This is a genomic window from Paracoccus sp. SSJ (genome assembly GCF_030234105.1).
GTDB lineage: Bacteria > Pseudomonadota > Alphaproteobacteria > Rhodobacterales > Rhodobacteraceae > Paracoccus > Paracoccus denitrificans.
Genome location: NZ_JASSPE010000019.1, coordinates 25142 through 42893, shown reverse-complemented (window position 1 = coordinate 42893; position 17752 = coordinate 25142). Strand labels below are relative to the sequence as shown.

The following is a 17752-nucleotide window of genomic DNA, read 5'->3' as shown; positions in this document are numbered from 1 at the left end:
ACCCGCCCCCTCAATGCAGGATCTGGCTGAGGAAACGCCGGGTGCGCTCATGCATCGGGGCGCCGAAGAACGCGGCGGGGGGCGCCTGTTCCACGATCTGGCCGCGATCCATGAACACCACCCGATCGGCCACCTGCCGGGCGAAACCCATCTCATGCGTGACGATCATCATCGTCATGCCCTCGGCCGCCAGCCCGCGCATGGTGTCGAGCACCTCGCCCACCATCTCGGGGTCCAGCGCCGAGGTCGGCTCGTCGAACAGCATGACCCGCGGCTCCATGCACAAGGCGCGGGCGATGGCGGCGCGCTGCTGCTGGCCGCCCGACAGTTGCGAGGGATATTTATGCGCGTGCTCGCCCAGCCGCACCCGCTCCAGCAGCCCGACCGCCAGCGCCTCGGCCGCGCGCCGGGACATGCCGCGCACCGACATCGGCGCCAGGATGCAGTTCTGCACCAGGTCGAGATGCGGGAACAGGTTGAAATGCTGGAACACCATGCCGACCTCGCGCCGCACCGCCTGCGCGGCGTTTTCGCTTTGGCCCAGTTCGATGCCGTCCACGACGATCGAGCCCTCCTGGTGCTGTTCAAGCTGGTTCAGGCAGCGGATCAGCGTCGACTTGCCCGAACCGGAGGGGCCGCAGATCACCACCTTCTCGCCCCTGGCGACCGACAGGCTGACATCGGTCAGCACCTGGAACGCGCCATACCATTTGTTCACCCCGGCGACGGAGATGATCGGCGCGGCGGGCGAGGCGTCTGGATCGGGCATGGCTGACCTCCTGAGTCCTTGGGAATGGCGTGCTTTGGCGCCCGCGTCCCGGCGGCATGCCGGGACGGGGCCGTGGGCGATCAGGCGGCGGGCCGGGCGGCGCGCTGGCTGATCCGCTGATCGAAATAGCCGGCGCGGACGGCGGCGCCGACCAGGTTCACGAAGAACCGCCCGGCAGCGATGGCGGTCAGCTGGTTCACGTCCTTCGCGGGGGTGATCTCGACGATGTCCATGCCGACCACCCTGCCCTTGCGCACCAGCCCGTGCAGCAACTCGCGCATCTGGCAATAGGTCACGCCGCCGAAGGCCGGCCCGGCCACGCCCGGCATCACCGAGGGATCGACGCCATCCGCATCGACGGTGATGTAATAGCGCCCACCGTCCGGGATGCGCTCCAGGATCGCCTGCATGCCCTTTTCGTGCAGCTCGTAGGCCGTGACGATGTTCGAGCCGTAAGCCTGCGCGGCCTCGTATTCCTCGGGGCGGGCGGTGCCCTGGGCGCGGATGCCGATCTGGAAGATCTCCTGCACATGCGGCATTTCCGAGGCGCGGCGGATCGGGCTCGACAACCCGTCATGCACGCCGTTGATCTGGTCGCGCCAGTCCAGATGCGCGTCGATCTGGATCAGCGTGATCGGCCCCTGGTCGTCATAGGCGCGCAGCACCGGGATCGGGATGCCGTGGTCGCCGCCGATGATCAGCGGCAGCGCCCCGGCGGCCAGGATCTTGCGCACCGCCTCTTCGGCATTGCGCGAATGCGCCTTGGGGTCGGCCGGATCCCCGGTCACGTCGCCGCAATCCACCGCGCGCACGTCGCGCCCGTCGTAGAGCGTGCCGCCGATGTCGAAGTCGTAGCGGTCGAGCAGCCGCACCGCCCGGTCCGTCGCCTGCCGCACCGCGGTCGGCGCGCGGGTCTGGTCGTTCGTCACCTCGTCCATGGTATAGGCCGAGCCATAGGGAATGCCCAGAAAGGCGATATCGGCATCCAGCGTGTCCAGGTCGGTATGCACGGTCGAATAGAGCATGCTGGTATGGCCATGCTTGGGCGCCGAGGTCAGCTTGCGGGTCATGAATGGTCCTCCGGGTAAATCAATGGCTTGGGGTCGAGAGGTCGGCCGGGGCGGCCACCTCGTGGATCTGGGCGAGGAATTCCCTCAGCCTGGGGTTCTGCGGGTCGCCCAGCACCTGCCGGGCCGGGCCCTGTTCGGCGACAAGGCCGCCGTCGAGAAAGATCACCCGGTCGGCGACATGGCGGGCAAAGCCGATCTCATGCGTCACGATCACCATGGTCATGCCGCTGTCGGCCAGTTCGCGCAGGAACAGCAGCACCTCATTGACGATCTCGGGGTCGAGCGCCGAGGTCGGCTCGTCGAAAAGCATCAGCCGCGGCTCCATGGCCAGCGCGCGGGCGATGGCGACGCGCTGCTTCTGGCCGCCCGACAGGGCCGAGGGATAGGCATCCTCCTTGCCGGCCAGGCCAAAGCGGGCCAGCAGCGCGCGGGCCTGGCGCTCGACCTCATCGCGCGGGCGGCGCTGCACCTTGACCGGGCCGCGGGCGATGTTCTCCAGCACGGTCATGTGCGGCCACAGGTTGAACTGCTGGAACACGAAGCCCATCATCGGCCGCAACTGGTCGATGCGCTTGTGCGACTGCATCCGCACCTTGCCGTCGCGGCCCGGCTCGCGGCCGATATGGGTGCCGTCCACCTCGACGAAGCCGCCGTCGGGAAAGGTCAGGTAGTTGATGCAGCGCAGAAGCGTGCTCTTGCCGCAACCCGAGGGGCCGATGATGCAGACCACCTCGCCCGCCTCGACCTCGAAGCTGATGTCGCGCAGCGCGGTCATGGTTCCGAAGGACTTGGCGAGGTTCGAGACTTTCAGAAGGGGACGGGTCACTTGCTCCTCCGCATTCCAAGCTGAAGATACTTGTCGGCCAGGCTGTGCCGGGCCTGCTGGCTGCCCTGCGCGGCGCCGGCGGCGCGCTCGACCCGGTGCATGCCATGGGCGAAGGCCGAGGTGATCAGCCAGTAAAGCGCCGCCGTGGTCAGGAACACCTCGAACGGGGCGAAGGTGGCGCCCTGGACCACGAGGCCCTGATAGGTGATCTCGGCCACGGTGATGGTGGACAGCACCGAGGTCTCCTTGATCATCGAGATCGCGGTGTTGGTCGAGGGCGGCAGCAGCAGCCGCAGCGTCTGCGGCGCCACCACCTCGCGCATGCCCATGAAATAGGACATGCCGACGGCGCGCGCGGCCTCGAGCTGGCCCTTGGGCACCGCCAGCACCGCGCCGCGGATCACCTCCGAGAAATAGGTGCTGGCATAGAAGGCCAGGGCGATGCCGCCGACCACCGGCTCGGGCAGGCGCAACCCCATGAAGGGCAGGCCGTAGAAGAAGATATACAGCACCACGATGAAGGGGATGTTGCGGAACCATTCCACATAGGCCCCGGCGATGGTGCGCAGCCAGCGGCGATGCGACAGCGCCATGATCGCCACCGGGATCGCCAGCAGGAAACCCGCGGCGATGGACAACAGGGCGACGACCAGCGTCATCCACAGCCCCGAGGCGAAAAGCTGCCAATTGTCGAGAATGACGGAGAAATCGAGGGTCATGGTCTATCCCCTGCGCGCGGCGAAGCGGGTTTCGATGCGCCGGCCCAGCTGGCTGATCGCCAGGTTCAGCGCGAACAGCACGATGGCGGCGGCCAGCAGCGCCTCAAGCGGGCGGAAGGTGGTGTTGGCGATCTGCTGCGCGGTGCGCAGCACCTCGACCACGGTGATGACCGACAGCAGCGCGGTGCCCTTGACGATGGTGGTCAACTCGTTGACCAGCGGCGGCAGGATGCGGATGTAAAGCTGCGGCAGGATCACCCGCGTCCAGATCGTCCGCGCCCGCACACCCAGGGCGATGGCGGCCTCGACCGGGCCGGGATCCATGCCGGAGAGCCCCCCGCGCATGATCTCGGTGATGAAGATCGAGCTGTTCAGCGCGATGGCCAGCACCCCGGCCTGGATCGGCGTCAGGTCCAGCCCCAGCGCCGGCAACCCATAGTAGAACAGAAAGATCTGCACCAGGATCGGCGTGCCGCGGATAAAGCTGATGAGCACGCCGATGGCGCCTGTCAGCAGGCCGATGCCGGTGGTGCGCAGCACCGTCAGCACGGTGCCGCCGATCAGCGCCAGCGTCATCGCCACCAGCGCGATGGTCAGGTTGGTGAGGGCTGCGGGCAGCAGCCGGGGAAAGGCGTCACCAAACGCCGCAAGGTCGAAGTCCAAGGGTTTGCTCCTGCTTCTGCTCGGCTTGCGCCGCGGCCCTTGGGAAAGGGCCGCGCGCCCATCAGAGCGCCCCTTCGGGCAGGTAGTCCTTTTCGGGCAGGTCGTAGGTCATGCCGAGCCATTTCTGCTGCAATTCGGCAAAGCGGCCGCTGGCCTTCAGCTCCAGGACGACGGCGTTGATGGCGTCGCGCAGGTCCTTGTCCTCGGGGCGCACCACCCAGGCGTTCAGGCTCTGGGTATCCGCCGCCTGCCCGACCAGCTCGAAGACGCCCGGGCGTTCGTTCATCAGGTTTTGCAGCACCGGCAGCCCCGCCATGGCGGCATCCGCCGTGCCGTTGGCCACCGCCAGGAAGGAATCGTTGAAGGTCGGGAACAGCTTGAGCTCGGAAAAGCCCTTGCCCTCGGCCTTCAGCTTCTCGTCCAGCGCCTTGGCGACCGGATCGACGGCCGAGGCGAGCTGCGTCGCCACCACCTTGCCGGCCAGGTCCTCGACGCCCTTGATGTGGTCGTTGCCGGCGCGCTTGATGGCATAGGCGGTGCTGTCGGCGATGGGCAGCGTATAGGCATAGCGCGCCGCCCGCTCCGGGTTGATGCCGACCGAGGTCGCCACGAAGTCGAACTTCTGCGCCAGAAGCCCCGGCAGGATGCCCTGGAACGGCAGGTCGAGTTGCTTGATCTCGACGCCCCAGGACCTGGCGATCTCGTCCAGCAGGTCGCGGCCGAAGCCGGTGATCTGCCCGTCCTTGACAAATTCGAACGGTGGATAGGCAGCCTCGGTGCCCACGACCATCGTGCCGGTGCGCTTGATCTTCTCGAAGGTGGTTTCGGCCAGAGCCGGCACTGCGCTCGCCAAGGCGATGGCGATGCTGACCGACAGGCCGGCGAAGGTGCGGCGGGTGATCATTGTCAGGCTCCTCCCTTGTCAGATGATCTGAGCCGTGGATACGGCGAATCCGCGCCACATCAAAAACAAAAATCATCCTATGGCTTGTCGCCGGAACGCACCTTGCGTCCGGCGGGTCAAAATTAATTCAATGTATTACAACATGATAATTGGGTGTATCTTTCACGTCCGGCATGATTTCCGCTTGCCATCATCCCGAAAACTCCTGATTATAATTCCATAATATCATGGTGTGACCTCATGTGCGCCGCTGACAGCCTCGGCCCCCTCCCTCGCGTAGCGATAGACCTGCATGCGCTCGAACTTTACCTTGCCGTCTTCGGCACCGGCAGCATGACCGCCGCCGCCGAGCGGATGCAGCTGACGCAATCGGCGGTATCCCGGCAGATCCTGCGGCTTGAGGCGGAACTGGGCGTTCCGCTGTTCGACCGGGCCTCGCGCCCCATGCTGCCGACGCCGGCCGGCCGTCGGCTGGCGCAAAGCGCCGAGCGGCTGCTGTCGCAGGCGGCATCGCTGAGAAACGAGTTGCTGGACGCCAACCAGACGACCCTGACCCAGCTGCGGCTGGGGATCATCGATTCGCTGTCCGATCCGCTGGTGCCGCAGTTGATCAAGGCCATGCGCCATACCGTCGACGCGGTCTCGATCTTCAGCGGCTTCATGGAGCCGCTGCGGCAAAAGCTGATCAACGGCGAGCTGGACGCCGTCATATCGGCGGACCCTTTCGACGACCTCGACCGCTTCGACCGTCACGAGCTTTTCTCCGAGCAGTTCATCGCGCTGGTGCCCAAGGACGTGCCGCCGTTCCGGGACGAGGAATCGTTTCGCCGTTTCGCCACCACCTCGCCGATGATCCGCTCGGGCGCCGCGACGGGCATCGCGCGGCGGGTCGAACAGCAATTCCGCCGCACCCGGCTGGAGGTCCCGCATGCCTTCGCCTGCGACACCATCGATTCCATCATCAGCTTCGTCGCGGCCGGGCTGGGCTGGACCATCCTGACGCCAAGCTGCATCCGCAAATGCGCGAACCATGTGCCGTTCCTGCAAGTCCTGCCGCTGCCCGGCCCGGCCTTCGCGCGGCGGATCTATCTGGTGACGCGCAGCGGCGAGTTGACGGCATTGAAGCCGCTGCTGGTCCAGACCTGCCGCACGATCGTCGCCACGCAATATGTCCCCGCCCTTGGCGCCCTGGCCCCTTGGCTGGGCGCGGCCGTGACGGTCGCGAAATAGATCCCCGCCGCAAAGCCCATCGGCGCCGGAATCGTCCTTCAGGATGCCCGGCAGCGGATCATGCCTGCACGGCGGCTCGCCCCGGTGCCGGGCGTAGTATCCGGCTAACACCCGCGCCCTGCCCTTTTGGCCTAGACTGGGACAGGTCCGTCAGCAAGGGAGGATGCGATGGCGAAGATCCTGATGATCACCGGCGACTTCACCGAGGATTACGAGACCATGGTCCCGTTCCAGGCGCTGCTGGCCACCGGCCACAGCGTCGATGCGGTCTGTCCCGGCAAGAAGGCCGGCGACACGGTCAAGACCGCGATCCACGATTTCGAAGGCGACCAGACCTATTCCGAGAAGCCCGGCCACAATTTCGCGCTGAATGCCGATTTCGACGCCGTGGACGCCGCCGAATACGATGCGCTGGTGGTGCCCGGCGGCCGCGCGCCCGAATACCTGCGGATGAACGAGGCGGTCCTGGCCAAGGTCCGGCACTTCTTCGAGGCGGACAAGCCCGTCGCCGCGATCTGCCACGGCGCGCAGCTTCTGGCCGCCGCGGGAGTGCTGAAGGGCCGGACCTGCTCGGCCTATCCGGCCTGCGCCTATGAGGTGACGGCCTCGGGCGGCAGTTTCGCCGATATTCCGGTGACCGAGGCGGTCACCGATGGCAAACTGGTCACCGCGCCGGCCTGGCCCGCCCATCCGGCCTGGCTCCGGCAATTCCTGGCGCTGCTCTGACATCAACGGAAGGAGGAGACCCGGCGATGTGCGAACTCTTCATCAAGGCCGATGCCGCCCAATGGCAAAGCCGCACCCACAGCCTGCGCATCGACGGGGTCGCCACCTCGATCCGGATCGAGAACCACTTCTGGGACACGCTGGCCGAGATCGGCGCGCGCGACGGCATGACCGTCGCGCAGCTCATCACCCGGCTGTGGCACGAGGCGATGGATGCCGACCATGACCTCGGCAACTTCACCTCGTTCCTGCGGGTCTGCTGCGCGCGCTATCACGCGCTGATCGCGGCGGGCGATGTTTCGGCCGACCTGCATATGCCGATCGCCGGCCATCCGGCACAAGAGATCCTTGCGCGCGAACAGCAACGGCGCGGCTTGCGGGTGAACTGAAGCCGCCCGGGTTCGGACCCGGGCCAGACCTCGCCGCAATGCAGGCGCAAGCGGGCCGATGATGCCCAAGGCAAGCGCAGCGACATCGTCGCCCCCCGGCCGGATGCGGCAGTCCCTTCAACTCGCCAGACGGGCATAGAGGCCGCCTTGCGAAAGCAGCGCGTGATGGTCGCCCGCCTCGCGCAACTGGCCCTCCTCCATCACCACGATGCGATCAGCGTTGCGGATCGTGCTCAGGCGGTGTGCGATGACCAGCGTGGTGCGTCCGACGGAAAGGGCCTCCAGCGCCGACTGAATCTCGCGCTCGGTCTCGCGGTCAAGCGCCGAGGTCGCCTCGTCGAGGATCAGGATCGGCGGGTTCTTCAGGAAGGCGCGGGCGATGGCCACGCGCTGCTTCTGCCCACCCGACAGCATCACCCCGCGTTCGCCGACCAAGGTATCCAGCCCCTTGGGCAGGCTCGCGATCAACTGCCCAAGCTGGGCCTTCTCGGCGGCGGCGACGATGTCCCCCTCGGGCGCGCCAAGGCGGCCATAGGCGATATTCTCGCGCAGGGTGGTGCCGAACAGGAACACGTCCTGGCCGACGATGCCGATCTGGCCGCGCAAGCTGTCCAGCGTCATCGCATCCAAGGGCAGCCCGTCGATGCTGATCCGGCCCGTATCGGGGTCATAAAACCGCGGCACCAGGGCCAGGAGCGTCGTCTTGCCCGCGCCCGAAGGGCCGACGAAGGCCACCGTCTCGCCCGCCTTCACCTCCAGCGTGATCCCCCGCAGCACCGGCCGCGTGCCGTCATAGCCGAACGAGACGTCCTCGAATGCGACATGCCCCTTCAACGGGGGGGCCGGAATGGCGTCGGGGCCGTCGGCGATCTCGGGCTCGGTCTCCAGCAGTTCCTGATAGCGGCGGAAGCCGGCGATGCCGCGCGGATAGGTCTCGATCACGGCGGCGATCTTTTCCAGGGGGCGGAAAAAGACCCCGACCAGCAGCAGGAAGCCCACGAAGGCGCCGGTCGTCAGGCTGCCTTGCAGCACGAAGCCCGCGCCCACGACCATCACCACGACCTGCACGAAGCGCAGGCCCATATAATGGATGGCGGTGGACAGCGCCATGATCCGATAGGCGTCCAGCTTGGTCGCGCGATAGGCGCGGTTGTCCTTTTCGAACAGGGTTTCCTCATGCGCCTCGTTGGCGAATGCCTGCACGACGCGGATGCCGCCGATGGCCTCCTCCAGCCGGACGTTGAAACTGCCGACGCGGGCATAGATCTGGCGCCAGGTATTCGTCATCCGCGTGCCATAGACGACCACCAGCCAGACGGTCAGCGGCACGATCCCCGCGGTCACCAGCGCCAGCACCGGATGCAGCATGACCATCAGCGCCAGCGCCCCGAAAAAGGTCATGATGGCGATGAAGGCATCCTCGGGGCCGTGATGGGCGACCTCGCCGATCTCTTCCAGATCGCGGGTGACGCGGGCGACCAGCTTGCCGGTGCGGGCGCGGTCATACCAGCGCCAGGACAGCCGCGTCAGGTGGGAAAAGGCGCGGGCGCGCATCTCGGTCTCGATCTCGATCCCCAGCATGTGGCCCCAATAGATCACGATGCCCATCAGCAGGGTGTTGAAGGCATAGACCAGCAGCAGGCCGACGGCGGCGGCGATGGTCAGCGACCAGTCGCCCATCGGCAGCAGGTGGTCGATGAACAGCGTGATCGCCAGCGGGAATGCCAGTTCCAGCAGGCCCGACAGGACCGCGCAACCGAAATCCAGCCAGAACAGGCGCCGGTGCGGTTTGTAATATGCCAGGAACTTGCGCAGCATTCGGGGATCCTTTCGGGGGCTCTAGCGCGGCAGGGCGAAGGCATGGCCCTCATGCGCGGCGACATGCATCCGCAGGCCATAGATGTTCAGCAGCGCCTCGGGCGTCATCAATGCGCCGATGGGGCCGTCCAGCAGCAGCCGGCCCGAGCCAAGCGCGACCACATGGTCGCAATAGCGCGCGGCCATGTTCAGGTCGTGCAGCACGACGATGGCCGACAGCCCCTCGTTGCGGCACATGCCATGCACCAGGTCCAGGACCTCGACCTGATGGGCGACATCCAGGGCCGAGATCGGCTCGTCCAGCAGCAAGGTGCGGGCACCTTGCGCCAGCATCATCGCGATCCAGCTGCGCTGGCGCTCGCCACCCGACAAGGTATCGACCAGGCGGTCGCGCAGATGGCCGACATGGCAGCGGGCGATGGCGGCATCGACGGCGGCGTGATCCTCGGGGCGAAAGCGACCCAGCGCGCCGCGCCAGGGAAAGCGGCCAAGGGCGACCAGTTCCTCGACCAGCATCCCCTCGGCCGGGGGCGTGACCTGCGGCAGATAGGCCAGGTCGCGGGCCAGCTCGCGCGGCGACCATGTCGCCAGGTCGCGGCCGGCATAGGCGATGCGCCCGGTCGAAGGCCGGTTCTGCCCCGAGATCAGCTTCAGAAGCGTCGATTTGCCCGAACCGTTGCGCCCGATCAGGGCCGTGACCATGCCGGGGCGGATCTCCAGGTCCAGCCCCTCGATCAGCCGGCGGCCCGGCACGTCGTAAGAGACGCCCGACAGCGTGAACAGCGTCATGCGGAGGTCCTTTTCATCAGCAGGATGAACAGCCAGGGCGTGCCGATCAGCGTGGCGAACAGGCCCAGCGGCAGGTCGTAGGGATAGCTGGCGGTGCGCGCGCCGAAGGCCGCGAGCAGCATCAGGAGCGCGCCCAGCAGCCAGCTTCCCGCGCAGAAGGGCACGGCGCGGGCAAGGCCCATGGCCCGCGCCAGATGCGGCGCCATCAGGCCGACGAAGCTGACCGGACCGACCAGCATCGTCGCCGCGCCGGTCGCCAGCCCCGCCAGCAGGATCAGCCCCAGCCGCACCTGCGCCAGCGGCAGGCCGAGCGCGCGGCCGACCTCGCCGCCCAGGGGCAGGATCTCAAGCCAGCGCGCGGCGCCGACCAGCGCGGCCAGCAGCGCCAGCGCCAGCCCCGCCAGGGCGGCGGCGCCCAAGGGCGCGACCTGCGAGGCGCTGCCCGCAAGCCAGCCCAGGATCACCCATGCCCGGCGGTCGTCCGAAGCCATGATCGCGCCCAGCACCGCCGAGGCCAGCGCCCCGATGGCCAGCCCCGCCAGCAGCAGCCGCGCGGGCGACAGATCGGCGCGCATCGCGAATCCCGCAAGCCCCGCCAGCGCCAAGGCGCCACCCGCCGAGGTTCCCAGCGCCAGAATCAGCGGCCCCGCGCCGTCCACGGCGATGACCGTGACCGCATAGCCCAGCGAGGCGCCGCCGGTCACGCCCAGCACCTCGGGCGCGGCCATAGGATTCGCGGTCAGCCGTTGCAGGATCGCCCCCGACCCGGCCAGCAGCGCGCCCGCCGAGGCCGCCGCCAGGATCGCGGTGGCGCGCAGCGGCAGGAAGGTCTCGCGCAGTTCCGAGGGCATGAAGCCCCAGCCATCCGGCCCGCGCCCGCCGAACAGGGTCAGCACGGCCAGCGCAAGGCAGACCGCACCCAGCCCCGCCAGCAGCCGTTCGGGATATGCGGCGCGGTGGCCGCGGCGGTCGCCGGCTTCGGTTTGCTGCGGCACCTGCGCCTTCATCCGGGGCAGCAGCCAGATCAGCAGCGGCCCGCCGATCAGCCCGGTCAGCGCCCCCGTGGGCAGGCTGGGACCGCCCGCCGCCGCCAGCGCCAGCAGCAACCCGTCGGCCAGCGACAGCACCAGCGCGCCCGCCACCGGCGCCAGCATCAGGCGCTGAAGCAGCGTCCGCGCGCCAAGGCTGCGGGCGATGGCCGGCGCGGCAAGGCCGACAAAGCCGACCAGCCCGATCTCGGCCGATACCATGGCCGACAGGGCGACCGCCAGCAGCAGGGTCGCAAAGCGCAGGGGCGCCAGCCGCAGGCCCAGGCCATGCGCGCCCTCGGGACCAAGCGACATCACCATCAGCGGCCGGGCCAGCGCCGCAGCAGCCAGCAGCGCGGGGACCAGCGCCAGTGCCATGTGCCGGCTGCCCGACCAGTCCACCTGCGCCAGCGCGCCGCCGTTCCACATCACCAGCGACAGCAGGTAATGGCCCTGCGCCAGCGTCATCGCGGTCGCCAAGGCCGAGGCCATCAACCCCACCAGCATCCCGGCGATGGTCACCGTCACCGGCGCAAAACTCCGCCGCGCCCCCAGCGCCATGACCAGACCCGTCGCCGCCCCGGCACCCGCCAGGGCGACCGGCAGGTTCCCCCTCAGCAGCCAGTCGGGCACGAAAATCGTCGCCGCCACGATCGCCAGTTGGGCGCCGGATGCCGTGCCAAGCGTCGTCGGATCGGCCAGCGGATTGCGCAGCACCGCCTGCATCAGCGCCCCGGCCAGCCCCAGCGCCGCACCCGCCAGCAGCGCCAGAACCCCGCGCGGCATCAGCCCATAGGCCAGCAGGATCTGCTGGACCGTCATCTCGTCGACCCGCCAAGGCAGGGTGGGCCATGCGGCCGGCGGCAGGACCGACAGCGCGGCAATGCTCCACAGCGCCAGCGCCATGACGGCCCCCGCGGCAAGGATCATGCGATTCATGCCCGGCCCTCCAGCGCGGCGACAAGCTCATGCGCAAAGCGCAGGGCCGCAGGGATGCCGGCAAAGGGCCTGAGTTCCGGCAGGCGATGGACCCGCCCCGCCTTGACCGGCGGCAGGCTGTTCCACAGGGCCGCCGAACCCAGCCCGCGTTCGGCCTGGGGCGGCATCCGGCCCACGATGACCAAGCGGGCTTCCGGGTATTCGGCAAGCTTTTCCAGCGGTACCGGGGCGGCAAAGGCAAAGCTGGTGCGCGCGGTCCAAGCGTTGCGCAAGCCCATGGCCTCCAGCGCGCCGCTGAACAGGCTGTCGGTGCCAAAGACGCGGATATGCCGGGAATCGCCCAGTTCGAACAGCAGGCAGGCCCGGTCGGCAAAACCCGCGGCGCGGCCTGCGAGCGTGGCGAATTCGGCCTGCGCGGCGGCTTGCGCCCGCGGCCCGGCGGCGGGATCGCCAAGCCGCTGCGCCAACTCTGCCAGCAATGCCATGACCTTGGGAAAGGCGGGCTCATCGGCGACATAAAGCGCGCGGGTAAAGACCGGCGCGATCCGTTCCAGCCGCGGCTGTATCGCGCTGTAGTAGCTGGAGGACAGGATCAGGTCGGGCGCAACCAGGCTGAGCGCCTCCAGATTGGGCGCCCCGCGCAGACCAAGGTCGATGGTGCCCTGCGGCGGCGGCTCCACCGCGGCATCGCGAAAGCCGATCAGTTCGGCCAGGGCGGCTGGCGGGTGGCCAAGCGCCATCGCGGTCTCGGCCATCGCCCAGTCCACCGCCGCCAGCCGCAACCCGTCCGCCGCAAAAGCCGGCAGCGCCCTGCCGGCCACCGCGCAGGCGGCGGCCAGAAAGGCGCGTCGGCTGAACCCGCAGGCTCCTACCATTTACGGCTCAGGCTTGCCTGCACCGTGCGTCCGTCGCCGTAATAGCTGGAGTTCAGCCCCACGGCCGAGATATAGGTCTCATCCGTCACGTTGTTGATATTCAGCCGGCCGACCAGGCCGTTCCCCCATTCATAGCTTGCGCCCAGATCCAGCAGTGTCACCGCCTCGAGCCGCTGCGTATTCGCGTCCGAGGCCCAGCGAGAACCGATGTAACGCACGCCCCCGCCCAGTTGCAGCCCCTGCATCGGGCCGGACTGGAATTCATGCGACAGCCACAGGCTGGCCGCGTGGCGCGGGGTGTTCGCCAGTTCGTTGCCGCCGTTGTCGCCCGAGATTTCGGTCGAGGCATAGGTATAGGCGCCCTTGACCGACCAGCCCTGGCCGAATTCGGCCACGCCTTCCAGTTCCAGCCCGCGAATGCGTGCCTCGCCGATCTGGCGGGTGCCGGTGATGGTGCCGCCCTCGACCTCTTCGGTGACCGAGGTGTTGCGGTCGGTTTCGCGCAGGTCGTAAAGCGCAGCGGTGAGCAGCCCGTCGAAGGCGGTGGGCTCGTATTTGGCCCCAAGCTCCCATTGCTTGCCGTGGGTGGGCTTCAGCGGGTTGTTGTCGATGTCGAAGCCCGGCTGGGGCAGGTATGAGGTCGAATAGGACGCATAAACCGAAACGCCGTTGTCCCACAGATAGCCCAGGCCCAGATGGCCGGTCAGCTGCTGGTCGTCGCGGGCGTAATCGGTGGTGCCGAAATTCGTCACGCTCTGGCCCTTTTGCCGGGTCCATTCGTATCGCAGCCCCGCCGTCGCGCGCCAGTTGCCGTATTCGATCTCATCCAGAGCATACAGGCCGACCTGCGTCGCATCGACGGACTTGTTCGCCGTATACCACGGAGCGGGCACGGTTATGCCCCCATAGGACGGCGCGGTATAGTCGATGGGCGCAATGGTGGAAAAGCCGGTATAGGCGCGCTCGCGCAGCTTTTGCGCATCAAGGCCAAAGGTCAGTTCATGCGACACGGCCCCGGTTTCGGCGCTGCCCGCCAGCCGCAGGTCGGTGGCGATGGCGCGGAAGTTTTCCCGCTGGGTGATGACGCCCCGCCCGACCGAGGTGCCGGTCAGCCCGCTGATATACACGCTGTCATAATCCCAGTCGAAATCGGTATAGCGCAGCGTATTGTTCAACCGCCAGCCATTGCCGAAATCATGCGTCAGGCCAAAGCTGAGCGTGCCCATCTTGCGGTCGCTGTCATTGATCGACTCGTCGCCGAAATAGAACTCGCGCAGATCCTTGGCATCGACCAGGCCCACCAGTCCGCTGGGCACCCCCGTAGGCGAGATCGGCGCGTCGCCGTGATAGCTGGCCATGAACTCCAGCTCGGTCGCCTCGCTCAGCGCATAGCTGGCCGACAGGCCCAGATAGCCGCGCAGGTTGTCGATTTCCTCGACATCGGTCCTGGCATTGCTGCCCTTGGACGTGACGCGATAGGCGAAGCGGTCATCGACCACCCGGTTCGCATCCCCATAGACCGAGGCCGAGCCCTTGCTGTCCAGGCTGAAGCCCAGTTCGGTGAAATCGCCATCCGCCTGCGCCCGCTTCTGGATCATGTTGACCAGGCCCGCAGGAGTCCCCGCCCCGTAGAGCACCGAGGCCGGGCCGCGCAGCACCTCGACCCGCTCCAGCCCGTAAAGCTCGAAGGCGGGCGCGCTGGTCGGGAACTGGGTCGAGCGCATCAGGCGCAGCCCGTCCAGGAACTTGTCGTTTTCAAGGTTGAAGCCGCGCAGATAAAGGCTGTCGAAGCGCGGATCGTTGCCATAGTTCTCGGTGATGATCCCGGCGGAATAGCCCAGCGCATCGGAGAGGTTCGTCGCGCCCTGCTCGTCCATCTGCTTGCGCGGCACGACCGAGACCGAGGATTGCGTCTCGAGGATCGGCCGGCGGGTCTTGGTCGTGGCCGAGGAATGGGCCACCGTGCCGTCGAGCGGCGCGCTGGGATTCTCGAACCCCTCGATCGTGACGGTATCCAGCACGACCGCACCCATGAAGGTCTGGCGCGTGTCGTTCCGTTCCTGCGCGAAGGCGCCGGTCGCCGCGATGGCGAGCAGGCTGACGCCAAGGAGAAGGGGTTGGGCTTTGTTCATCTTGATCATTTGTTCTGTCCGCGAATGTTTCCGAGCTATTAACTCAGGTATTCGAGGGCTGTCTTGAACCATCCCGCAGGGATTTGATCAGGAATCCTGCAATCCCTGCCGGCGCCAGACCGAGGGCGGGATGCCGTGGGCCGCGCGGAAGGCGCGCGACAGATGCGCCTGGTCGGCGAATCCGGTCGCATAGGCGATGTCGGCCAGCGACCGCGCGGGGTCGCGTATCATCCTTCGCGCCGCCTCCAGCCGGATGCGGGCCTGCCAGCGCTGCGGCGTTTCGTTGCGCAACCGCTTGAAGGCGTAAGAAAAGCGGCTTTCGGAAAGCCCCGCGATCTCTGCCATCTCGGCCACCGGGACATGTCGGCCCAGATTGGCCCGCAGATGGGTTTCGACGGCAGCGAATTTGCGGGCGGACAAGGCGCCCGTGGCCGGCGCGGGCGGCTGCGGATGGGTGGCAAAGATCTCGGCCAAGGTGGCCGAGAGCAGCGCGTCGATCAGCATGTCGCCCCGGCGCGGCGCGCGAACCTCGTCGGCGGCCATCCGGGCAAGGTTGGTCAAATGATCGCTGGGGCCGAACAGGCGGGGCCTGGACAGGTCGGGCCACAGGTTCGCCGCCGCCAGCCGTTGCCGCAGACCGCCGCTTTCCATGTGAAAATCCAGGTGCATCTTTTCATGCGGGGCTTCGATGCGGCTCCACAACGGAACGCCTTCGGGAACGTAAAGCGCCTGGATGCCGCGATGCTCGACCATGTCCGTGCCGGCGCGCAACACCATCGGCGGCGGCGCCTCGCCCAAAAAGACCACGATGCGCGGGTCCGGCGCGATATAGAACCCGCCGCCTCCCGTCTCGCCCCGCACCGACCAGACATCGGCGATCGCCCCCGCAAAGCGGCGAAAGGACAGCGGCGCCAAGGTGTGCAACCCCTGGATGCGCGTCTCCATTCGGGGCCGGAATTCTCTGGAAGGCCGCATCTTCTCCAACTTGATCCCGTTTCCGGCTGCTGCATGGCCAGCCGCTGTCGTCATCGCAAATTGTTGATTGAAAAACTCTGGATTTGCAAGCCTCCTTGCCCGATCCGCCCTCGTGACGTGGTCCGGTTCCGCGCAAGCTGCCCGGAAACTGTGCTGTCAGGCTGTTTGCCCTCGACTGCGCCTTGCGGATGGCGCGGAGCAGCGCCGGATCGGGATCGAGAATTTGTGTCCCATTCTGCAACACTGTCGGGAAATGCAGGTTCGGGAGGCTCGCCAAACGACGTCATTCGATTAAGATATATTAAGTTACATGGACCATGGAGATCCTGATGGCCAACGGTGAAAGCGGCCCCATCGTCGATCCCGAGATCGACAAGGCCCTGTCCGAGCTGCTGGCGCAGACGGAGAAGGAGCCGATTTCGCCCCGGCTGCGCGAACTGTCGAAGCGGCTGGAAGCGGCGCTTGAGGATGCCCGGCAGCGCCGCGGCAGCAATGGCGACGGCGCCCGCTAGGCCAGTCGGTTTTTCGCCGATCCGGCAATTTGGAACGGAACCATCCCCCCTTCCCTGCATTGACTCTTCGCCGTCACCCCGAGGATTGCGAAGGACCGTCATGTCGGACGACATACTCGGACATATCCCAGCACTCCGGGCCTATTCGCGCGCCTTGTGCAGGTCGGTCCCGGATGCGGACGACCTGGTCCAGGAAACCCTGCTGCGCGCCATCGAGAACGCGCATCGCTACCGGCCCGGCACCAACATGCGGGCCTGGCTGTTCACCATCATGCGCAACCGCTTCCTCACCAATTGCCAGAAATCCGCGCGTGAGCGGACCGGGGCGGCGGATTGCGCCTCGCGGGTGCCGCAGGTCAAAGCCGGACAGGAATGGCACATGCAGGCCAGCGAGTTGCAGGCCGCGCTGCGCGCGATGCCGCGACATTACCGCGAGGCGATCGTCCTGGTCGGCGCGCTCGGCGAGACCTATCTGGACGCGTCGCGGATCCTCGATTGCGACATCGGCACCATCAAGAGCCGGGTGAACCGCGCCCGCACCATGTTGCGCAAGGTGCTGCAGCCGGCTTTCTGACACGCCGCTGTCTCCTGGTGACGCCGGCACAGCGCGCGCATCGGCAAAGCCGCGCGGGAAAGATCCGCTCGCCCTTCTCGCAGTGGCAGCCGGCCCTGCAAGGAAACCCTTGCTTCGCCAGCGGCTTGGGAAAATACGCGGCCCCGCCGACAGGGTGGGGCCGCGAAGGCATGTGCCGTCAGGCGGGCTCGACCGCCTCCTGGTTGGCCTCGCTCTCGGCGATCCCGGTCAGCAACTCGTCGGTGGTGGATTCCTCATCGAGCGTCTGGTCGAGCAGCGCCGCGGCTTCCTTCAGGCCCAGTTGCCTGGCCCATTGCCGCAGGGTGCCGTAGCGGGCGATCTCGTAATGCTCGACCGCCTGGGCGGCGGCGATCAGCCCGGCATCCAGCGCCGGGGCGCCCTTGAAGGCGGCCATGACCTCATCGCCCTCCTCGATGATGCCGTCGATGGCCGGGCAGGTCTTGCCGCGCGCCGATTTGCCGATGACCTCGAACACCTGCTGCAGCCGCTCGACATGGGTTTCGGTCTCGTCGCGATGGGTCTCGAAAGCCTCGCGCAACCGGTCTGACTGGGCGGCGCGCGCCATCCTGGGCAGCGCCTTCAGGATCCGGCGCTCGGCATAATAGATGTCCTTCAGCGTGTCGTGGAACAGGTCGTCAAGAACCTTGTGGGCCATGCGGATGTCTCCTTCCCTGGCAGGCCGGCCTTGATGGGCCGGCGGTTTCGCAGGGCCTTGAACCGGCGGTGCCGGGAAATGTTCCCGGGAACAAAGCGCGGCGCAGGCGGTTCGCACCCCAAGGGAAAGGAGGCTCCG

General features: G+C 67.4%; 18 protein-coding genes. 5 read left to right on the top strand and 13 right to left on the bottom strand.

Annotated features, from left to right (window positions below; genetic code table 11):
* Nucleotides 1-10: 10 nt before the first annotated feature.
* The 6 genes from QPR87_RS18445 to QPR87_RS18420 form a co-directional block, all read right to left on the bottom strand.
* Nucleotides 11-769: an amino acid ABC transporter ATP-binding protein gene (locus tag QPR87_RS18445; protein ID WP_285050729.1), complete on the bottom strand. Its 759-nt coding sequence runs from the start codon at nt 767-769 to the stop codon at nt 11-13.
* 80 nt (nt 770-849) lie between these two features.
* The gene (locus QPR87_RS18440) at nt 850-1839 is read right to left on the bottom strand and encodes an agmatinase (RefSeq protein ID WP_285050728.1); all 990 of its coding nucleotides are present in this window, start codon (nt 1837-1839) and stop codon (nt 850-852) included.
* A 19-nt stretch (nt 1840-1858) separates the two neighbouring features.
* Complete coding sequence (locus QPR87_RS18435; protein ID WP_285050760.1) at nt 1859-2614, bottom strand: amino acid ABC transporter ATP-binding protein; 756 nt, start codon at nt 2612-2614, stop codon at nt 1859-1861.
* A gap of 47 nt (nt 2615-2661) precedes the next feature.
* Nucleotides 2662-3384, bottom strand: coding sequence for an amino acid ABC transporter permease (locus tag QPR87_RS18430; RefSeq protein WP_011747477.1), 723 nt, complete (start codon nt 3382-3384; stop codon nt 2662-2664).
* A 3-nt stretch (nt 3385-3387) separates the two neighbouring features.
* Nucleotides 3388-4047 (bottom strand): amino acid ABC transporter permease, encoded by a 660-nt coding sequence (locus QPR87_RS18425; RefSeq protein ID WP_011747476.1) that lies wholly within the window; start codon nt 4045-4047, stop codon nt 3388-3390.
* A gap of 61 nt (nt 4048-4108) precedes the next feature.
* Nucleotides 4109-4951 carry a transporter substrate-binding domain-containing protein gene (locus QPR87_RS18420; RefSeq protein WP_011747475.1) on the bottom strand — a complete coding sequence of 281 codons (843 nt, stop codon included), beginning with the start codon at nt 4949-4951 and terminating at the stop codon, nt 4109-4111.
* Nucleotides 4952-5191: 240 nt separating this feature from the next.
* Here QPR87_RS18420 and QPR87_RS18415 point away from each other — a divergent pair, with 240 nt between their 5' ends.
* The 3 genes from QPR87_RS18415 (at nt 5192) to QPR87_RS18405 (ending at nt 7296) form a co-directional block, all read left to right on the top strand.
* Complete coding sequence (locus QPR87_RS18415; protein WP_230998825.1) at nt 5192-6181, top strand: LysR family transcriptional regulator; 990 nt, start codon at nt 5192-5194, stop codon at nt 6179-6181.
* A gap of 168 nt (nt 6182-6349) precedes the next feature.
* Complete coding sequence (locus QPR87_RS18410) at nt 6350-6907, top strand: DJ-1/PfpI family protein (RefSeq protein ID WP_011747473.1); 558 nt, start codon at nt 6350-6352, stop codon at nt 6905-6907.
* Between the two features lie 26 nt (nt 6908-6933).
* Complete coding sequence (locus QPR87_RS18405; protein WP_011747472.1) at nt 6934-7296, top strand: ribbon-helix-helix domain-containing protein; 363 nt, start codon at nt 6934-6936, stop codon at nt 7294-7296.
* Between the two features lie 117 nt (nt 7297-7413).
* On the opposite strand, the gene QPR87_RS18400 is transcribed toward QPR87_RS18405, so the two are convergent.
* From QPR87_RS18400 to QPR87_RS18375, 6 genes are all read right to left on the bottom strand, one after another.
* A complete protein-coding gene (locus QPR87_RS18400; RefSeq protein ID WP_285050727.1) occupies nt 7414-9114 on the bottom strand; it encodes an ABC transporter ATP-binding protein in 1701 nt (566 codons plus the stop codon).
* Between the two features lie 21 nt (nt 9115-9135).
* Complete coding sequence (locus QPR87_RS18395; RefSeq protein ID WP_011747470.1) at nt 9136-9903, bottom strand: ABC transporter ATP-binding protein; 768 nt, start codon at nt 9901-9903, stop codon at nt 9136-9138.
* Nucleotides 9900-11870 carry a Fe(3+)-hydroxamate ABC transporter permease FhuB gene (gene fhuB / locus QPR87_RS18390; RefSeq protein WP_285050726.1) on the bottom strand — a complete coding sequence of 657 codons (1971 nt, stop codon included), beginning with the start codon at nt 11868-11870 and terminating at the stop codon, nt 9900-9902. The genes QPR87_RS18395 and fhuB overlap by 4 nt, the downstream gene beginning before the upstream one ends.
* Nucleotides 11867-12745 carry an ABC transporter substrate-binding protein gene (locus QPR87_RS18385; protein ID WP_285050725.1) on the bottom strand — a complete coding sequence of 293 codons (879 nt, stop codon included), beginning with the start codon at nt 12743-12745 and terminating at the stop codon, nt 11867-11869. The genes fhuB and QPR87_RS18385 overlap by 4 nt, the downstream gene beginning before the upstream one ends.
* Nucleotides 12739-14877, bottom strand: coding sequence for a TonB-dependent siderophore receptor (locus tag QPR87_RS18380; protein WP_285050724.1), 2139 nt, complete (start codon nt 14875-14877; stop codon nt 12739-12741). The genes QPR87_RS18385 and QPR87_RS18380 overlap by 7 nt, the downstream gene beginning before the upstream one ends.
* 87 nt (nt 14878-14964) lie before the next feature.
* Complete coding sequence (locus tag QPR87_RS18375; RefSeq protein ID WP_232290500.1) at nt 14965-15822, bottom strand: AraC family transcriptional regulator; 858 nt, start codon at nt 15820-15822, stop codon at nt 14965-14967.
* Nucleotides 15823-16181: 359 nt separating this feature from the next.
* Between QPR87_RS18375 and QPR87_RS18370 the strand changes: the two genes are divergently transcribed.
* Nucleotides 16182-16364, top strand: coding sequence for a hypothetical protein (locus QPR87_RS18370; RefSeq protein WP_128492987.1), 183 nt, complete (start codon nt 16182-16184; stop codon nt 16362-16364).
* 100 nt (nt 16365-16464) lie between these two features.
* Nucleotides 16465-16938, top strand: coding sequence for a sigma-70 family RNA polymerase sigma factor (locus tag QPR87_RS18365; protein ID WP_285050723.1), 474 nt, complete (start codon nt 16465-16467; stop codon nt 16936-16938).
* A gap of 178 nt (nt 16939-17116) precedes the next feature.
* On the opposite strand, the gene QPR87_RS18360 is transcribed toward QPR87_RS18365, so the two are convergent.
* Nucleotides 17117-17614 (bottom strand): YciE/YciF ferroxidase family protein, encoded by a 498-nt coding sequence (locus QPR87_RS18360; RefSeq protein ID WP_285050722.1) that lies wholly within the window; start codon nt 17612-17614, stop codon nt 17117-17119.
* Between the last annotated feature and the right edge of the window lie 138 nt (nt 17615-17752).